Consider the following 16,816-nt stretch of genomic DNA (forward strand, 5'->3'; position numbering starts at 1 on the left):
CACGTCATGGGCATCATCGCCTGGATACTCATCGGTCTGCTCGCGGGCATCATCGCCAAGGCCCTCATGCCCGGCAGGGACCCGGGCGGCATCATCATCACGATGCTCATCGGCATCGCCGGAGGCCTCCTCGGCGGCTGGCTCGGCAAGGTCATCTTCGGCGTCGACTCCATCGACGGCTTCTTCGACCTGTCCACCTGGATCGCCGCCATCGTCGGCTCGCTCATCCTCCTCGCCCTGTACCGGGTCCTCACCGGAAACCGCCGCCACGCCTGACCCCACTCCCGCACCTTCGGCGAAACGGCTCCGCCCTCCCCTCACCGGAGGACGGAGCCGCCGCCTTTTCCGCCCCGCCCGAAGCGTGTAGGACGCCCCGGCGAGCTGCGGATACGTAGGCATCAGATGCTCGAGGCGCGCACCGGTCGGCGCGCGCGGGGTGCGGGTACCGAAGAGGGCCGGCGGCGCAAACGTGAAGCTCGGCCCAGCATCGGGTTCTCATCTGCGGTTGTATCGTGCCCAAACGGTCGGCGGTGGTCGGCCCGGACGGTACGGGGTGACAGCTCGTGTTCCTCAGCCTGTGCCGGACCGGCCCATCCGCGGCACGGGCCGCCCTGGAACAGATCCGGGGGGACGGCAACGCGTCTCGCCCCCGCGTCATGGGCAAAAGGGCCGTCGCCCGCTCCGGTCTGCCCGTACGCGGTCCTGCTCAACATCCTCGCGGAACCCCTGCCGCACAGGGGCATCCCCGGTTTCATCCCCGCGTGGGAGAGCAGAGTGGCAGCGCAGGGCTGGATCCGGCGGGGCCGGGGCACCTCAGAAAGGGCGGGTCGTGGACCCGCCGGCCGCCGGCAGGACGGCCGGTCGGCAGGGAGAGAGGAGATGGCGGTGCCGGAGCACACGGAGGCCGATGGGAGAACCGCCCCGGATGCGCGTGCTGCCACGCTCACGGAGGTGCTGAAGGCCATCGGAGCCGGAGCGTACGTCGTCGACGAGCGGGGGCGCATCATCGCGGTCAACGCCCGCGCCGAAGACCTGCTGGCCCGGACAGCCGGCGATCTGCTCGGCCATGACGCGCACGACCTGCTGCACAGGGACGTCCACGGTCAGCCCCTGCCGAAAACCCGGTGCCACATGCGGCGGGCTTTCCACGCCGGCCGCATCGCCTGGGCCGAGAAGGACCACTTCGTCCGCGGGGACGGCTCCGTCCTGCAGGTCTCCTGGACGATCACTCCCTACGACACCGGTGACGAGGCGAGCGGCGCGCTGGTGGTCTTCCACGGCGCCACCCGAGGGCCGGAAGCGGATGCGCGGCCGGAGGCGGCGGCCGGGCCGCTGCCGGAGCTGGAGCGGCTCGCGCTGCTGGCGGAGACCACCACGCGGCTGACCTCCACCTTGGACGCCGAGGAGGCGCTGCGCCGACTGGTGGCGCTGGTGGTGCCACGACTGGCGGACTGGGCCGTCATCGACCTGATCACCGAGCGCGACGAGGTGTGGCGCAAGGCCGTCGTCCACGCCGAGGGCGACAGCCTGGTGTACCACGAGGAACTCCAGGGCCCGATGCCGCCGATCCCGGAGGAGTCGCCGATGCCGCTGTCGCGGGCGCTGCGCGGAGCCGCTTCCACCCTGGCCGGCCCCCAGACCTACCGGCGGGAGCCGGACTCCGGTATCGCGGTGGAGCAGCGCAGGCTGTTCGACGCCACCGGCATCCGCTCGGCAGCCATCGCCCCCATCCACAGCGCCCGCGAGGTCCTTGGGGCCCTCACCCTGGGCCGCGCCGGGCATCCGGGGGACTTCACCCCGGCGGATCTGCACCTGATCGAGGACATCACCCGCCGTGCGGGCCTGGCTCTGGACAACGCCCGTCTCTACCAGCGCCAGCGCAAGGTCGCCGAGACCATGCAGAACCATCTGCTGCCCCAGATGCCGCGTGTGCCGGGACTGGAGATGACCGTTCGCTATCTGCCCGCTCCCGACGCCTCGCAGGTGGGCGGCGACTGGTACGACGCCTTCCCCCTGTCCGACGGCGCCACCGCCCTGGCCATCGGTGACGTGGTCGGACACGATCTGGAGGCCGCGGCGGGCATGGCGCAGGTCCGCAACATGCTGCGTGCCTACGCCTGGTCGCAGACCAAGCCCCCCAGCCGGATCGTCGAACGCCTCGACGAGGCGATCCGGCACATCACCGACGTCACCATGGCCACCATGATCCTGGCCCGCCTCGAGGAGGCGGACCACGGCCGGTGGAAACTGTCCTGGAGCAATGCCGGTCATCCGCCGCCACTGTTGATCAGCCACGATGGCCTGGCCGAATACCTCACCGACGGTCACGGCCTCCTCCTGGGCGTCAAAGCGGCCCCCCGTCCCGACGCGACCACCCTGCTGCCACCCGGATCCACCCTCGTGCTCTACACCGACGGTCTCATCGAAGAGCTCGGCCACACCATCGACGAGGGCCTGCAGCGGCTGCGCCGGCACGCCGCAGCACTGGCCCACCGCCCCCTGGCCTCCTTCACCGACCAGTTGCTGCGTCGGGTCCGACCGGCCGAAAACGACGACGATGTCGCCCTCCTTGCCCTGCGGACCCCGGTGCCCCGCGCGTGACCGCTCCCGACCCCTCATCGCGGGCGCCACGCGGCAGGGGCCGCGATAGGGGGCTGGGCCGTGCATCGAGTCGTGACCAATCTGCGGAACCGCCCCTCGCACCGGAGCCCGACCCCGCAGACCCCTCTGCCCGACACCAGCGCAACCGGCCGACAACAAGCGGGAGTTCACCGGCCGTACCTGCCGACCGGCCAGAGTACGGCCCCTGCCCCGAGCGCCTGCACCAGCAGTCCGCGGACCCGATCCGGCGGTTCACGACCCACGCGCAGCAGCGGTGGCGACTCCCCCGTGCATGGCCCTGTGAGGTTGGGGACGCGACTGACGGGTGGTTTTCCTGCGAGCACGGTGCGCCGACTGTGGTGAATGCGGTACGCAGCCATAGCGGGAACGCGTCACGCCGCTGGGATGCACATGGGCAAGGACGCGCTCACCGCCCTGGAGAACACTGCCGCCGAAGAAGGCAAGGCCAGAACGGTTCACCTCGCCCCTGACCACAATCGCCACCCACCGGCCTCCCTCCTGACCGCCAGGCAAACGACCGACAGCCCACAACCCGCCCCCGCACCGACGAAAATCCAAGTCCATGAGCCCGCCGGCCGTGACGCCGACCTCTCCAAGGAGAGGAACACCGTCGAGCGCCTGATCAACAAGCTCGAGGCCTGGCGAGGCATCGCCGCCAGATACGACAAGACCCCGGACAGCTACCTCGCCGGCCTCCGATTGCGCGCCTCGGTGATCTGGATCGAAGGCCTCACCCGAGGCGCCCCTTGATCACAGCCCTGTCATGCTCTACGGGCGGGCGTAAGGCCGGGTCATGACCTCCATATTGTGACCGTCCGGGTCGTCGAAATAGGCGCCGCGACCACCGAACAGATCGTTTACCCGGCCGGGATCGGTGTGGCCGGGGTCCGCGTAGTGGGTGACCCCGACCGCGTTCAGACGGGCGATCACGGCGTCGAACTGCTCGTCAGACACGAGGAAGGCGTAGTGCTGCGACTGGATCGGCTCGTCCCTCTTCTCGCAGTAGTCGAGCGTCACGCCGTTGCCGAGGTCAACTGGCAGGAACGGCCCAAACGGTGCGCCGACCTCCAATCCCAGGATCGCGGCGATGAACTCGGCGGACAGGTGGCGATCGCTCGCGTAGACAGCCGTATGGTTCAGCTGGACGCCGGCATGCGGGTGCGGCTGGTTGTAGGACATCAGTGGTGTGTCTCCGGTCTTGGGATCCGTTTGAAAGGCGCCATACGCAGGCGCCGGGAGCAAGGACGCGGAGAAGGGGGCGGGCCTCTGGCCCGCCTCGGGCTCACGCCGAGGCCGGGAAACCCACTCGTGCATGGCCCAAGGCCGACCCGGCAGTCACGCCACCGACCTTAGTGATCACCGCAGGCGAGGGCAACACCGGCCCTCGGCCGCGCTCTGACCGCTCCCGACGGCTCGCCGGAGCAGGCACGGCCGACCGCTCCTCCCGGCCTGGCAGAAGCCCGCGCCGGACCGACCCGCAGCGAACGACGGATCATCAAGGCCCGCGCCCTACGCCGGTGAGAACCGGCCCGCCTCGCCCACCTGCTGCACCTGCTGTCCTCGACCGTGCACCGCATCCTGACCCGCTACCGCCCGGCCCGGCTCCGACAGGCGGGTGCGATCGGGCTCGATGAGCTTCAAAATGTCACAGGCGTAGGCAACGGTGTCGGGCCCTCGTGCGGCTGCGATCTCGGCGTAGAACAGCCATAGCCCCTGCCGGGCAGTCTGCCGGCACGCTTCCGAGACGTCTTCGTCGTCGTTGTCGACGAGTCTCAGCAGCAGATCAAGGATTTCGGTCCTCGCACCGACGGACAGCTCTTGTGCAAGGGCTGCCATCAGCACCGACGCAGCAGGGACGGCGGGCTCCTGCGGAAACGACTGGATCATGAGGTGGTTCTCGAGGCCGAGAGCCTGCGCCTCTCCTCGCCCCTTCGCGGCTGCCAGCAGCAGGAAGTCACCAGCCAAATGAGCCGCACCGTGTTCGCACGCGCATCGGAGCGCGGCCCAGTCGTACCTGTCCAGCTCAGCCTTCATAAGCTCACCGCCGTTCAGCGCGTACCTCCACGATGGTCACCGCGACAGCCCTGTTTCCATCCGCCTGTCGCAACTCGCACGCCGGCGGAGCCGGATCGCCACCGGAGGGGAGTGCCTCGGTGACGGTACCCGGCCCGACGACCTCGGCGTCCGGTCTCTCGCGAGACGAGGGCCCGCCCGTCGACCTTCGGCGAGAACCGCTCAGCCTTAGGTGAGAGGGGACAGCACTCCCGTGACATCGAAGACTGCTCTGTTGCCATCGAAGTGCGACCAATGCCGGTGCTACTCGCCGAGCATGTCGGCATTCATGCGAGATCTCGATGGTCCGCGGGACGGACGTGTGAGCAACTGACCCGCACCGACGGCGACGTAAAGCACGACCAGAACCCCGAGTCCGAGGTCGAGCCAGGCGCAGGACGCGCCCCTGAACAGTGAGGTCCAGGCCCGGCCACCCGCGACAGACCCGGCAACCACCAGCAGCACCGACATCACGGCAGACAAAGCCTTCGCAGCCCTGGGCCGCCGCTCTTCGAGCAGGTCACCACCCGCGTTGAGCGCGACTACCGCAGGGAAGACATCGTGCGGCTCCAGGCGCCCCGCCCCGATCGCGTCCACGCTGTTGATCAAGACGCCAATCGAGCCGACGACCAGCACACCCCGGGATATACGGCGGCTCATCAGTCCTCGCTTGCAGTCGAACCTCGGTGGCACCGGATCAGTCTTCGCTGCCGCGGGTGTCCCGTCTCACTGAAGATTGACCAGTCTCACCGAACTTCGGGCGGCGAGTTGCAAAGGCTACGCGGACGACTGGTGCTGCCATGCGTGCGGTCCTTCGCCGTTCGGGATCGTGCGGCATCTCATTCAGGAGCCGAGCCCTCGCCCCTGCCTCGGCTTCCTCGAACTCTCCTGCCGCACACAGATCCCGGAGCCGGTCCAAGGCCGCCCTCTGCGATGGGGCCACCCTCCCCCTGACCTGCCTGCGCCACGCGCGGTCCCACCCCGTACGTATCGATCTCACAAGCCGCGAGGCTACGGGAGCCGGATTCCCGCTGCCGCCCAGGCACCCGCAAAACCGCCCACCGCGACCTCCGACCTCCGACCTTCAGAGAGATGGAGCACGGGCGGTCTCTCCTGGTGAAACTTCGACGAGACGAACAGGTCGGTCGTCGAACTGCGGTGAGAGCGGTGCATCTTCGCTGAGACAGATCAGCGGGACCGCCGGCCGGCAGACGCAGGTCCCAGCCCGTCCCCTGGTGTCACGCTGTCGCGCCGGACCGCCGAGCGGCACCGCCGCTCCAGCACTGGGCTGGCAGGCCGGCTGCGGTCCATCGCGATCGAGCAGTGCCGCATCAGGCAACATTCGCCCCGCCGGTGGGTACTGTGCCGACGTGGCGGATGAGAAGGACAGCGGGAACGGCTCGATCCGGCGACGTCCATGGGACCTGGTGTGGGACTTGGTGGTGGAGACCGTCCTGCTGGAGCTCGCCGGTCTCGCCCTCCTGGGGGTTGCCGCCCTGTTGGCGTGGTCGTTCGGCTGGCTGTCCGGCACTGGTCTCGCCACGTTGCCTGTGGGCATGCTGGTGACCTGGCCTGCAATCTGGTCTGCGGTGGTGCTGTACCGCGCGGGGCCGCCCCGACGGCTCGCCGTCGTTGCCGCTGTCCTTGCGCTGGCAGCGGTGACACTGCTCGTGGCTGCAGCAGCGAACTGGGCCTTCCCGACGCTGACCGGCTCAGAAGCCGGTATTTTCATCGGCTACCTTGTCGCGATACCCGTCGGCGCGGCTGTGTTCGCGTGGTGCCTCAACAGGACGAACGCTGCCTGACGCGGCACTCCAGGCGGACGTCCGGCCGCACGGCTGCGCCGCCGCCTGCGGCTGGTCACGGGCCGGACCCGGCCGCTCAGGCCACTCGCGGCACCGACGGCGCCAAACCGTGCGCCGCAGGTGCTGGTAGTGCCTGGTCAGCTGGTAGTGCCTGGTCAGGTCGGTTGTGGTGGTGCGTGTCCTTCGGGCGGGGTGCGGCGCTAGGGTGAGGTGACCCCCGGAGTGTGGACACAGGGGTTCATGCTGCGGGTAAGAGCTTGACCAGCCTGTGGTGCTGCTGTTCGGATGAGGCCGGGGCAGCGGTCACCATACGTGGTCGTCGGGCCGGCCACGGCGGCCGCGGCCGGCCTTCCCTCCTCGCTGACGCGATGGGCGCGCTCCTGCCCCGAGGTGCAGGCTGCTCGGCCGGCTGTCAGCGGCGGCCTGTTCAATGGCCGCCATGAATGTTCACGAGCTGGTGTCCGTGCTGGCCGATCCCGATGTCCTACGTGCCCGTTGTCGGGCGCTGGCGCTGCTCGACGTTGTGCTCGGCGGTTCCGCTCCGAGGCACGACTACTTCCCGGGCTGGCGTGCGGGCGTGGACTTGGCCACGATGGAGAACGGCTCCGGTGATCTGTACGGGGTCGTCTTCGATCCGGCCGGGGTCTTTCTCTACGGTTTCGACCATGAATGCGATGCCACGCCGTGGCGTGAGTGGCCCAGGGCGCACTGGCCTGGGCTGCTGGAGGGTCTGCCTGCTGCGCTGGCGCACTATCCGGACGATCCGGAGCTGCAGTTCGAGGGGTTCTTTGACGCGACGGTGTGCGTGTGGCGCGAGGCGGATGCGGCTACGTGGCGATGCGGTCCGGTGGTGTTCGCGCCAGGGGAGTCGGATGGGGCCGGTTGGCTTTTCAGGGCGCTGACCGACGGCAGTGCCGAGACCGTCTGCAGTGACGCTGAGGACTACTACGAGCGGCCGGTGGACCGGCAGGCTGTTGCCGCGATGCTGGCGGGTGCCCCGCTGGACCGTCGGACGGTCAGGGTGCTCAATCCGGTGACGGGCTTCGAGGCGGTAGCCGACCGTGCCCGCTTGCTCGGCTACGTGGTGGCGGATGCCTGAACGTGACGAGGGGTCTCACACGGGCTTGTGGTCGAGGTACAGGAAATCCCGGTGAGATTGATTTGCCCACCGGCGATCCGCGATCGTGAGCCGCAGGCGTCGGTCTGGCCGCCTCCACGGCCAGCACCCGCAGGGACAAGCCGCTGCTGACGTTCAAGCAGATCGACGTGGTGGTCGCGTGGACCGTGGACGTACCGGTGAAGCGGCCGGACGGCGCCGACTACGAAGCTCCGCACATGGCCAGCGCGGTTCGCGCCAGCCCGCGCAGCCAGGCGTGGGCGTGGTCGGTGTCGTAGCGCTGATGCCACGACAGGTATATCGGTGCCGACGGCAGTTCGAGCGGGAGGGGGAGCACGACCAGGCCGAGGTCGGCGACCGCTGACCTCGTGGTGGCCTCGGGGACGCTGATCAGGAGATCGGAGCCGCGCGCGAACTCCAGCGCGGCCGCTTCCGTGGGCGCGGTCGCCACCACGCGGCGGGTGAGGCCGAGCCGCGCGAGGGCGTCGTCGATGGCATTGCTGAGGTTTCCACGTCGCGAGACGGTGACGTGCTCAGCGGCGGCGTACCGCTGTGCGGTGACGGTCCTGACGCGGGTGAGGGGGTGCCCCTGCCTTGCGACGATGACGAGGCGGGTCTCGCCCACGTTCTCGGCACTGATGTCCGGTGCGCTCGGGCGGTTGGCGTTCGCCTCCAGGTCGACCTCGCCGCGCCGCAACTCGGGTGTGTCGATGCTCGATTCCGCGACAAAGCGCAATCGCACGCCCGGCGCCTGCCCGCGCACGGCCGCGAGCAGCGCGGGGCCGCTCAAGGCGACCAGGGAATCGTGCCAGCGGAGTGTGAATGTGCGCTCCAACGTTGCCAGATCGATTTCACGGCTCGGTGCCAGCACCCCTTGGACCTGGTGCAGCAGCTCATGCACCTGTTCCCGGACGGCGATCGCATACGGCGTCGGGGTCATCGTGCGGCCGGTGCGCACCAGGATCTGATCCCCGGTCGTGCGCCTGATCCGGCCCAGACTCCGGCTCATCGCGGGGGCGGTGACATGCAGGCGCGCCGCCGCCCCGGTCACGCTGCCCTCCTCCAGCAGCGCGTCGAGCGCGGCGAGCAGATTCAAATCCAATTGCATGTGAGTAATCCTAGACGTGCCTGACATGCATTTGAAGTTAATCGTGAGGGTGCATAGCGTTGACGCGAAAGCGCAGGAAACAACGCGCAGTTCAGCCCTCGATCGGCCTCAGCACCCTTCCTCAGACGGGAACACCACCATGTCCGAAACGCTTCAGACCACTGACGTCGCCGCCTCCGACGCCGATCTGCTCGCCCAGACCGTGATCGCCGTGCGTGAGGCGGGTTCGGCGCTGCGCGAGCGCTTCGGCGAGGTGGTCCGCTACCAGAGCCGCGAAGAGCTGATGCGCGTGCTCGCCGTCAACGACGACACGGCCCTCGACATCCTGCGCCCCCGCCTCACGCGGCTGCGCCCGGAGGCCGGCTGGGTGGAGGACGAACTGGACGGCGGGGCGCTGCCGCCCGGCGAGTGGTGGATCGTGGATCCGGCCGAGGGCAACGTCAACCACCTGCACGCCCTGCCGGAGTGGGCGGTGACCGCCACCCTCGTGCGTGAGAACCAGCCGGTGCTCACCGTGGTGCACCTGCCGTTGACCGGCGAGACCTACACCGCGCTGACCGGCGCGGGCGCCCTCCTCGACGGTCGGCCGCTGCACGTCTCCCGGACCGCGGACCTCGGCCTGAGCATCGTGGCCACCAGCCAGGCCCGGCCGGACGAGGACGAAGAAGTCGTGCGACGCGTCGGCTCCTCGATCACCGCGATGCTCTTCGACGCGCTCGTCGTCCGCGTCGCCGTGCCCGCGACCCTGCACCTGCTGAACGTGGCCGCCGGCCGCATCGACGCCTTCTGGCAGTTCGCCGGAGCCCGCGCGGACCTGCTGCCCGGCGTGCTGCTCGTCACCGAGGCCGGCGGACGGATCTCCGACGCCGAAGGTCGCCCCTGGACCCCCCAGAGCCAGAGCTTCCTGGCTGCCGCGCCCGGCGTCCACGCCGAGGCCGCATCCACGCTCTCGCGCTGACCGCGCACCACAACCGGCACCCACGAAAGGACCAGAACCTCATGACCACGATCGCAGTTCTCGGAAACGGCCGCGTCGGCGGCAACCTGGCCGCAGCCCTCGCCCGGGCAGGACACGAAGTGACCGTGGCGGACCGCACGCCGGGCGTCACCGCCGACGCCGCCCGGACTGCCCGGATCGTCATCAACGCCACCCCGGGTGCCGGCTCGTTGGACCGGCTCGCCGCTCTGCGCGAAGAACTCCGGGACAAGATCCTCGTCGACGTCTCCAACGCCACCACCGACGGACCGGACGGACTGCCCGCCGATCTGATCTACCCCGGCTCGAGCCTCGCCGAACAACTCCAGGAAGCGCTCCCCGAAACCCGCGTCGTCAAGACACTCAACACCATGCTCTTCCCGGTGATGACCTCGCCGGCCACGCTCCCCCAGACTCCGACTGCGTTCCTCTCCGGCGAGGACGTGCAGGCCAAGCAGACCGTCCGCGAACTGCTCACCGACCTCGGCTGGCAAAAGGAATGGATCACCGACCTCGGCGGGATCCAGACCGCCCGCGCCACAGAGGCCGCGATCCTGTTCGTACCGCACGTGATCCGGTCCGCCGGATTCACACCCTTCGCGATCTCAATCGCCCGCTGACTGTCGAGCCGCGCTGGCTGGAGGTAGCCGGAGACGGCGCGGGGCTGGATGGTCTTGCAGGTTCCGCCAGCCGTGGATCCGGACCATGTACGCGGCGGCGGCCTCGATGAGGTCTGCCCACCCTCCCCCACCCGGAACCGGATCGAACGCGACTTCGCCCCCGAGGCGGTTCGGCGGCTGAAGGCGTCTTCCGAAGGTGACCTCACCGTCGGCGGGGCCGCCCTCGCCGCCCACGCGATCGCCGCAGGGCTGGTGGACGAGTACCACCTGTTCGTCGGCCCCACCGTGCTGGGCGGCGGCAAGCCCTTCCTCCCCGACGAGGCCCGGCTCCGCTTCGAGCTCCTGGACGAACGCCGGCTCACCAGCGGCGTGGTCCACCTCCGTCACCACACCCAGCCGTGAGCACCCGGTGCAGCCCGGCCGGGGCAGATCGGGTGCGCCGGGTGCTCAGCCAATCTGCCCCTGGAGGACCTGGCGGGCGATTCTCAGCTGCCTGTCCCGCAGCGCGGTGCGGTCCTTGAGCACGTCGGGGTGATCGTCGAGCCAGCGCTGCTGCATCACGGCGAGTCTGGCGTAGGCGGTGCGCAGGTATCCGGTGTCCTGCTTGCAGTGGACGTCCGCCTTGGTCGCGGGGTGGGTGCGGATGTCCGCGTCGGGCGGCAAGGCTCTGATCAGGTCGAGGGGGTCTTTGGCCTGGACGCGGTTGGTGAGCATGCACTGCCGCCAGTCCTCGTTCGCCTTGCGGAAGAGGGAGTCGTGCTTGAGCCACTTGAACGCTGTCTGCTCCCCTTCGTCGAGCTGCATCCGCAGTTCCGTCCACCGCACCCGGCCGTCGCCCAGCATGTGCTTCTCCGCCTCGGCCTGGCAGCCTCCCGCCGGCATGGTCACCTTGAGCAGCTTGCCCTTGACGGAGATCTCGTTTCCGGGTTTGCCGTAGAGGGCGCGGTTGAAGGCCTCTCCTTGCGGCTGCTCCGGTGGCGCCTGCGTCTGGCTGTCCGCCCCGATTTCTTCGAGGGTCTCGAGACCGAACGGAGTCGGGCGGGACACCGCCGCGTCACCCGCCTTCGCCACGGGAGCGGGCTTGAGGGTGAATCCGCGCTCGGCCATGCAGGCGACGAGGACCTGCTGCTGGGCGGTCGCGATCTGTTCGCCGCTCTGGGTCCAGGCGTAGAGCTGGGCGTAGATCGGCGGACGCAAGCCCTGTTCGGCCAGCACGGCCGGGGACGGCGGACGATGGGGTCGGGGTTCGGGGTTCTGGGCCCTCGCGTCGGCGAGCGCCCAGATCGTTGCGCCCACCGTGACGGTCAGGACGCAGGCGGCGATGTGCCGGCGAGTGCCGTGGAAGCTCAGTGCCATGGGAATCCTGTCGAGGTCCGGAACGTGCGGGCCCGGTTTGCGCCGGGCCCGCCGTTCACAGAGGTCAGAAGCAGTCGGTCGACGTTCGGCCCGGGAGCGTCAGCCGGCTGGCCCGGTTCCGGAGGTCAGCGGGCAGCGGATCGCCGTTCTGCCTGCCCGCCTGGTCGACGGTGGAGGCGGAGTCGACGTAGTGACCGGGGTTGAGGCAGAACAGGAAGCCCGTTTTGTTGGTGTTGTCCCAGTAGTGGCTCTCGTAGTTCCCGGTGCTTGAATTGCTGGCCGAGTAGACGTTGTTGTCGACCGTGTAGTTGCGACCGACCCCGCTCACGTTGTACTCGTCGAAGGTGTCGTTGGAGAAGTCCGGATCGGAGTTGAAGAAGGACTGCCGTGCGGAGTTGATGTCGGTGTAGAAGACGCAGTGGTAGCCGGAGGCGCAGTTGGGGCCGGCGGCCGAGGGGGACGCGCCGACCAGTCCGAGCGTGGCGGTCATGGCGGCCACTCCTGCGACTGCCGCGAACTTTGTACGCATGTGCTGTCCTGCCTTCCCAGTGATCTGCTGATGGGTGTTCTGACCGCTTCTGGAGCGGAACCCGAGCTTCACGCTGTGTCCCTTCGCGTTCTCTGCGACTCCGACGTCATCTCCACGGCGGGGGTGCCTGTTGGACTGGTCGGAGTCGTTCTGGAGGGGCGCACCCGTTCCTTCCTTGACCGGAGGGCCAGGAGACGGTGGGCCCGGTATGGGAAGCGATCGTTGTGAGACGCGGTATAGGACCCGTATAAGTCCTGATGGGGATATGTGCGGCAGGTGATCGGGCGTTGCTTCGGCCGGCTGCGCATCGTGGATCTTTGGGGCATGCGGCCGGGGGTGCCGGCCCGGGAGGCCGCACCAGGCGGCAGTTTGCTGATCCACGTCAGTGCGGCGTCATGCGTGGGTCGGGCGGGCCGGCACGGGTGTCTGCGTCGGAGGGCTGGTGTACCTTCGGGCCGCCTGCGTTGATCCGTGCAGCCTTGGGGGGCGGCCGAGTGGAGTTGGGGATTCTGGGGGACCTGACGGTCCGTCGCGGGGGCTTGCCGGTCGACATCGGATCGCCCAAGGTGCGTCTGCTGCTCGCGGTCCTGCTGAGCAGGCCCGACCGGCCGGTGCCTTCGGAGTTCCTGATGACCGCACTGTGGGGCGAGCGACCGCCGCGCTCGGCGCGTAAGAACCTGCAGCTGTACGTCCATCTGCTGCGCAAGGCCCTGGGCCCGGAGCGCATCGAACGGCAGGGCGACGGCTATCGCGTGGTGGCGGAGGATGCGCTGGACGCCACGCGGTTCGAACGGCTGGCGCTCCAGGCGGAGGAGGCCCTGCGACAGGGTGAGACAGCGGGCGCGCAGGAGTTGCACGGTGAGGCGCTGCGGTGCTGGAACGGTCCGGCGTTCGCGGAGTTCCTGGATACCGAAGCCGTCGCGACCCGGGCTGCCCGGCTGGAGGAGCTGCGTCTTGCCGTGCATGAGCGGTGGGCCGATTGCGGTCTGGCCCTCGGCAGGCATGCCGAGGTGGTCGTGGAGCTGACGGAGCTGCTGCCCCGGCATCCCTTTCGGGAGTCGCTCCGCGGCCAGCTCATGACGGCCCTGTATCGCTCGGGCAGGCAGGCCGAGGCGTTCGAGCTCTACCGGCGGACCCATGCGCTGTACGGGGCCGAACTGGGCGTCGAGCCCGGCCCGGGTCTGCAGCGTCTGCACCAGGCGATGCTCCGCGGCGATGAGGGCCTCATGCCCTCTCAGGTCCCCGTCGCGGCACTGGTGCCGGTCGGGGCCAACCCCTACCGGGGCCTGCCGGCGTTCACCTCCTCGGATCACGACCGGTTCTTCGGCCGTGACCGGCTGTGCGGGCTGCTGTGGGAGCGCGTGGAACGCTTCCCGGTGGTCGTCGTGTTCGGCGCGTCGGGATCGGGGAAGACCTCGCTGCTGGCGGCGGGCCTACTGGGCCGGATCCGGCGGGACACGACCGCTCGGTGGGAGCCGGTCATGATGACGCCGACCGACCAGCCGGTGAAACAGCTGGCGGCCGCGCTCGCCGAGCACGACCGGCCCGCCGGTCAGGTGCTGCTGGTGGTCGATCAGTTCGAGGAATTGTTCACCGTGTGTTCCGATCCCACGGTACGGGAGGAATTCGTCGCCGGGCTGTTAGCGGCGTCCCATGCCGGAACGAGGGTCGTGCTCAGTGTCCGTGCGGACTTCTTCGTCCAGATGACCGGGCTGAGCGAGCTGGCGCCGGCGCTGATGAGCGAGGCGCAGCTGCTGGTCGGTCCGCCGTCGGCCGCGGAACTGCGAGAGCTGATCGTCCGGCCGGCGGATCTCGAGGGCTGCTCGGTCGACGCCGATCTGCTGGCGACCGTGGTGGCGGAGGCCTCCGGCGCTGCCGCCGCGCTCCCGTTGGTGTCCCACGCGCTGCGGGAGACCTGGCGCAAGCGGGCCGGCCGCACCCTGACCCTCGCGGCGTACCAGGCAGGGGGCGGGATGCACGGTGCGATCGCCCAGACCGCCGAGCACGTCTATGCCGAGCTCGAACCCGCCGAGCAGGATCTGGTGCGCCGGCTCATGCAGCGGTTGATCAGCCTGGACGAGGACGGGGTGCGGGACAGTCGGCGACGGGTCCCGCAAACCGAACTCGACGGGATGGGCCCGGCCGCGGCGGTCGCGGATGTGGTCGACGAGCTGGTGGCGGCGCGCCTGGTGGTCGTGGACGAGGATCGGGTGGAGATCGCCCATGAGGCGCTCATCGTGGCGTGGCCCAGGCTGCGGGCCTGGCTGAGCGAGGACCGCCGGCGTCTGGTCGTACGGCAGCGGCTCACCGCCGCGGCCCGAGTCTGGCAGCAGTCGGGGCGGGACGCCGGAGGGCTCTATCGGGGCTCGGGGCTGGCCGAGGCGCGCCCGCACCGCTCGGAGTTGAACCTTCTGGAGCGTGAGTTCCTCGACGCCAGCGAGGAGCTGGCCGAGTCCGAACTCGCTGCGGCGCGGCGCCGGGTCCGTCGGCTGAGGGTCCTGGCGATAGTGCTGGCGGTGCTGCTGGCGGCGACCGTGGCCGGGGGCGGTGCCGCCTGGCAGCAGCGGCAGGTGGCACAGCGCGAGCACCTGACCGTCCTGGCCCATCAGGCGGCGCTCACGTCGCGCTCGCTGGTCGCCACCGACCCGGACGTCGCCCGGTCGCTCGCCCTGGCCGCCTATCGGCTGCATCCCGACGCCGACACCCTGGGCGCGGTGATCAGTACGTCGGCGTCCGCGCAGCCCAGCGTCGTACTCAACACGAACGGGCCCGCGTCGTTCGGCCTGGCCCTGTCCCCTCACGGCTCGTTGGTGGCCGCGGCCACCAGCGACGGCACCGTGGAGCTGTGGGATCCGGAACGACACAGGAGGCTGGCCTCCTTCACCGAGCATGTCGTCAAGCCGCTCCCCCAGGGGTTCTTCGCACTGAGGGTGGCCTTCAACGCCGACGGTACCCGGCTGGCGTCCCTGGCCCGGTCGAACAATCCGAAGCAGCCGACCTCAGGCTCGGTCGTCGTGCGGGAGGTCCGGTCGAGGAAGGTGCTGTTCAAGCAGGTCGTGTCCGGCGACCTCAGCAACGGTCTGGCCTTCAGCGCCGACGGCACGGTCGTGGCCTACGGCACCGGCGAGGGCACACGGGTGGCCACGCTGGGCGGTGGCAAGGCCGTGTTCCTGCCCACCGGTATGCCCGCGGCACTCAGCCTGGCCGGCGATCAGCGCTCGCTCGCCGTCACCCGTACCGATGGGACGGTGGCCGTCTGGGACGTCGAAACCGGTCGCCGTCGCTTCGAGTTGAACACCGAAGGCGCCCAGGTGGCCCGGTTCGGCTCCACATCCGACGTCCTGGCCACGGCCTCCGAAGAACACGGCATCAGGTTCTGGCGGCTGACCGGCCGCTCGGCCCGCCAGTTCGCCGACCTCCCGGTGCAGACGGCCTTCCCCTGGATGATCTCCGCGCCGGTCGGTGATCGGATCGCGATCGCCGACGAGGAGGGCATGATCTCGATCTGGGACTACCGGCGCCGCGAGCAGATCGCCCGCCACGCCGACCGCTACCGCTCGGAGACCATGGCTCTGGACCTGGCACCGGACGCGAGCACGGTGGTCTCGGGCGGCCTGGGACGCACCATCGTGGTGCGCCGGACGGCCCTTCCCTTCAGCGGTCACGGCGGCGCCGTGAACGACGTGGACGTCAGCCCCGACGGCCGGCTCGTCGCCTCCGCCGGCGACGACAGGTCCGTACGGATCTGGAATGCCTCCGGTGCTGCCGAACGGCTGCTGGGCGGACACTCCGACCATGTCAAGGCCGTCGCGTTCAACCCGGACGCCACGGTGCTGGCGGCCGTGACGCGCGACCACACCCTGACTCTGTGGAACCCGTCGACCGGGCGGCGCCACACCACCATCGCCTTCACCGGTATAGGCACCGGCACGGACGTCGCCTTCAGCCCGGACGGCAGCACGGTCACCGTGATGTCCCTGGGAGGAACGTTCCGCTGGAGGGTCGACGACCCGGCACACCCCCGTCCACTGCCGGCGCCGGCCGGCCCGCGCACCTCGACCGCCATGGCCTACCCCGCTCGGGGCGGCCTCCTCGTCGCGAGCACACCGGCCGGCGGCATCGCCGTGTGGAGCACCGCCGACGACCGACTGGTGAAGGCCTTCCCGGCCACGCAGGGGTCCACGCAGGACATCGCGACCACTCCGGCGGGCGATCTGATCGCCACCGCCGGCTCGGACCACACGGTGCGCCTGTGGTCGACCCGGACATGGAAAAGCAGGGGCACCCTGACCGGCCACACCGCAGCGGTCGGCACGCTCGCCTTCAGCAGGGACGGACGCCTCCTCGCCTCGGCAGGTGAGGATCACACCATCGTCGTCTGGGATGTACGAACCCGCCGGCGCATCGCCACCCTCACCGGCCACTCGGCAGACGTGCAGGGCTTGGCGTTCACCCCGGACGGAACCCTGCTGTCCGCGGGTGCCGACCAGCGCATCATCCACTGGCCGCTGACCGCGACCGAAGCCATCCGGCGCATCTGCCGAGCCACCGCCCTACCGCCCACCGCGGCGCAACTCGACCGCCACCTCCCCGGCCAGGACACCGGCGCGCTCTGCCCGCAGCCCTGACCC

Annotated in this window: 14 protein-coding genes and 2 pseudogenes; 10 read left to right on the forward strand and 6 right to left on the reverse strand. The window is 69.8% G+C overall.

Annotation, left to right across the window (positions count from 1 at the left end; genetic code table 11):
* Positions 1-6 precede the first annotated feature (6 nt).
* The 3 genes and pseudogenes from ACFYW7_RS35185 to ACFYW7_RS35195 all read left to right on the forward strand — a co-directional run bounded on the left by ACFYW7_RS35185 (position 7) and on the right by ACFYW7_RS35195 (position 3,372).
* A complete protein-coding gene (locus ACFYW7_RS35185) occupies positions 7-276 on the forward strand; it encodes a GlsB/YeaQ/YmgE family stress response membrane protein (protein WP_389499795.1) in 270 nt (89 codons plus the stop codon).
* A gap of 603 nt (positions 277-879) precedes the next feature.
* The gene (locus ACFYW7_RS35190) at positions 880-2,601 is read left to right on the forward strand and encodes a SpoIIE family protein phosphatase (protein WP_389510047.1); all 1,722 of its coding nucleotides are present in this window, start codon (positions 880-882) and stop codon (positions 2,599-2,601) included.
* Positions 2,602-2,727: 126 nt separating this feature from the next.
* Positions 2,728-3,372: pseudogene (locus ACFYW7_RS35195) on the forward strand (hypothetical protein).
* A gap of 18 nt (positions 3,373-3,390) precedes the next feature.
* Here ACFYW7_RS35195 and ACFYW7_RS35200 read toward each other — a convergent pair.
* On the reverse strand, positions 3,391-3,801 hold the full coding sequence (locus ACFYW7_RS35200; RefSeq protein WP_389510049.1) for a VOC family protein: 411 nt from the start codon (positions 3,799-3,801) through the stop codon (positions 3,391-3,393).
* A 215-nt stretch (positions 3,802-4,016) separates the two neighbouring features.
* On the opposite strand from ACFYW7_RS35200, the pseudogene ACFYW7_RS35205 reads away from it, so the two are divergent.
* A pseudogene (locus tag ACFYW7_RS35205) lies at positions 4,017-4,230 on the forward strand (IS481 family transposase); the annotation flags it as partial.
* On the opposite strand, the gene ACFYW7_RS35210 reads toward ACFYW7_RS35205, so the two are convergent.
* Together ACFYW7_RS35210 and ACFYW7_RS35215 are read right to left on the reverse strand one after the other, a co-directional pair.
* Positions 4,132-4,656, reverse strand: coding sequence for a hypothetical protein (locus ACFYW7_RS35210; RefSeq protein WP_389510242.1), 525 nt, complete (start codon positions 4,654-4,656; stop codon positions 4,132-4,134). The pseudogene ACFYW7_RS35205 and the gene ACFYW7_RS35210 sit on opposite strands and share 99 nt — an antisense overlap.
* A gap of 282 nt (positions 4,657-4,938) precedes the next feature.
* Positions 4,939-5,310 carry a hypothetical protein gene (locus tag ACFYW7_RS35215; RefSeq protein ID WP_389510051.1) on the reverse strand — a complete coding sequence of 124 codons (372 nt, stop codon included), beginning with the start codon at positions 5,308-5,310 and terminating at the stop codon, positions 4,939-4,941.
* Between the two features lie 734 nt (positions 5,311-6,044).
* Between ACFYW7_RS35215 and ACFYW7_RS35220 the strand changes: the two genes are divergently transcribed.
* Both ACFYW7_RS35220 and ACFYW7_RS35225 read left to right on the forward strand, forming a co-directional pair.
* Positions 6,045-6,479 (forward strand): hypothetical protein, encoded by a 435-nt coding sequence (locus ACFYW7_RS35220; RefSeq protein ID WP_389510053.1) that lies wholly within the window; start codon positions 6,045-6,047, stop codon positions 6,477-6,479.
* A gap of 439 nt (positions 6,480-6,918) precedes the next feature.
* Complete coding sequence (locus tag ACFYW7_RS35225) at positions 6,919-7,578, forward strand: hypothetical protein (RefSeq protein WP_389510055.1); 660 nt, start codon at positions 6,919-6,921, stop codon at positions 7,576-7,578.
* A gap of 220 nt (positions 7,579-7,798) precedes the next feature.
* Here ACFYW7_RS35225 and ACFYW7_RS35230 read toward each other — a convergent pair whose 3' ends face one another.
* Complete coding sequence (locus ACFYW7_RS35230) at positions 7,799-8,704, reverse strand: LysR family transcriptional regulator (protein WP_389510234.1); 906 nt, start codon at positions 8,702-8,704, stop codon at positions 7,799-7,801.
* A 139-nt stretch (positions 8,705-8,843) separates the two neighbouring features.
* Here ACFYW7_RS35230 and ACFYW7_RS35235 point away from each other — a divergent pair, with 139 nt between their 5' ends.
* The 3 genes from ACFYW7_RS35235 (at position 8,844) to ACFYW7_RS35245 (ending at position 10,702) form a co-directional block, all read left to right on the forward strand.
* Positions 8,844-9,662: an inositol monophosphatase family protein gene (locus ACFYW7_RS35235; RefSeq protein ID WP_389510057.1), complete on the forward strand. Its 819-nt coding sequence runs from the start codon at positions 8,844-8,846 to the stop codon at positions 9,660-9,662.
* Positions 9,663-9,703: 41 nt separating this feature from the next.
* A complete protein-coding gene (locus ACFYW7_RS35240; RefSeq protein WP_389510059.1) occupies positions 9,704-10,300 on the forward strand; it encodes an NADPH-dependent F420 reductase in 597 nt (198 codons plus the stop codon).
* A 72-nt stretch (positions 10,301-10,372) separates the two neighbouring features.
* Complete coding sequence (locus tag ACFYW7_RS35245; RefSeq protein ID WP_389510061.1) at positions 10,373-10,702, forward strand: dihydrofolate reductase family protein; 330 nt, start codon at positions 10,373-10,375, stop codon at positions 10,700-10,702.
* Positions 10,703-10,747: 45 nt separating this feature from the next.
* Here ACFYW7_RS35245 and ACFYW7_RS35250 read toward each other — a convergent pair whose 3' ends face one another.
* Together ACFYW7_RS35250 and ACFYW7_RS35255 are read right to left on the reverse strand one after the other, a co-directional pair.
* Positions 10,748-11,656, reverse strand: coding sequence for a hypothetical protein (locus ACFYW7_RS35250; RefSeq protein WP_389510063.1), 909 nt, complete (start codon positions 11,654-11,656; stop codon positions 10,748-10,750).
* Positions 11,657-11,720: 64 nt separating this feature from the next.
* A complete protein-coding gene (locus ACFYW7_RS35255) occupies positions 11,721-12,146 on the reverse strand; it encodes a hypothetical protein (RefSeq protein WP_389510065.1) in 426 nt (141 codons plus the stop codon).
* Positions 12,147-12,724: 578 nt separating this feature from the next.
* Between ACFYW7_RS35255 and ACFYW7_RS35260 the strand changes: the two genes are divergently transcribed.
* Entirely contained in the window at positions 12,725-16,813 is a 4,089-nt protein-coding gene (locus tag ACFYW7_RS35260; RefSeq protein ID WP_389510067.1) for a BTAD domain-containing putative transcriptional regulator, read from the forward strand.
* Positions 16,814-16,816: the final 3 nt, after the last annotated feature.

The organism is Streptomyces sp. NPDC002580 (genome assembly GCF_042889485.1).
GTDB lineage: Bacteria > Actinomycetota > Actinomycetes > Streptomycetales > Streptomycetaceae > Streptomyces.

Bases quoted from the DNA above. Each gene is read 5' to 3' on its own strand.
- ACFYW7_RS35185 (WP_389499795.1), top strand. From the start codon at position 7: ATGGGCATCATCGCCTGGATACTCATCGGTCTGCTCGCGGGCATCATC.
- ACFYW7_RS35190 (WP_389510047.1), top strand. From the start codon at position 880: ATGGCGGTGCCGGAGCACACGGAGGCCGATGGGAGAACCGCCCCGGAT.
- ACFYW7_RS35200 (WP_389510049.1), bottom strand. From the start codon at position 3,801: ATGTCCTACAACCAGCCGCACCCGCATGCCGGCGTCCAGCTGAACCAT.
- ACFYW7_RS35210 (WP_389510242.1), bottom strand. From the start codon at position 4,656: ATGAAGGCTGAGCTGGACAGGTACGACTGGGCCGCGCTCCGATGCGCG.
- ACFYW7_RS35225 (WP_389510055.1), top strand. From the start codon at position 6,919: ATGAATGTTCACGAGCTGGTGTCCGTGCTGGCCGATCCCGATGTCCTA.
- ACFYW7_RS35230 (WP_389510234.1), bottom strand. From the start codon at position 8,704: ATGCAATTGGATTTGAATCTGCTCGCCGCGCTCGACGCGCTGCTGGAG.
- ACFYW7_RS35235 (WP_389510057.1), top strand. From the start codon at position 8,844: ATGTCCGAAACGCTTCAGACCACTGACGTCGCCGCCTCCGACGCCGAT.
- ACFYW7_RS35240 (WP_389510059.1), top strand. From the start codon at position 9,704: ATGACCACGATCGCAGTTCTCGGAAACGGCCGCGTCGGCGGCAACCTG.
- ACFYW7_RS35250 (WP_389510063.1), bottom strand. From the start codon at position 11,656: ATGGCACTGAGCTTCCACGGCACTCGCCGGCACATCGCCGCCTGCGTC.
- ACFYW7_RS35255 (WP_389510065.1), bottom strand. From the start codon at position 12,146: ATGACCGCCACGCTCGGACTGGTCGGCGCGTCCCCCTCGGCCGCCGGC.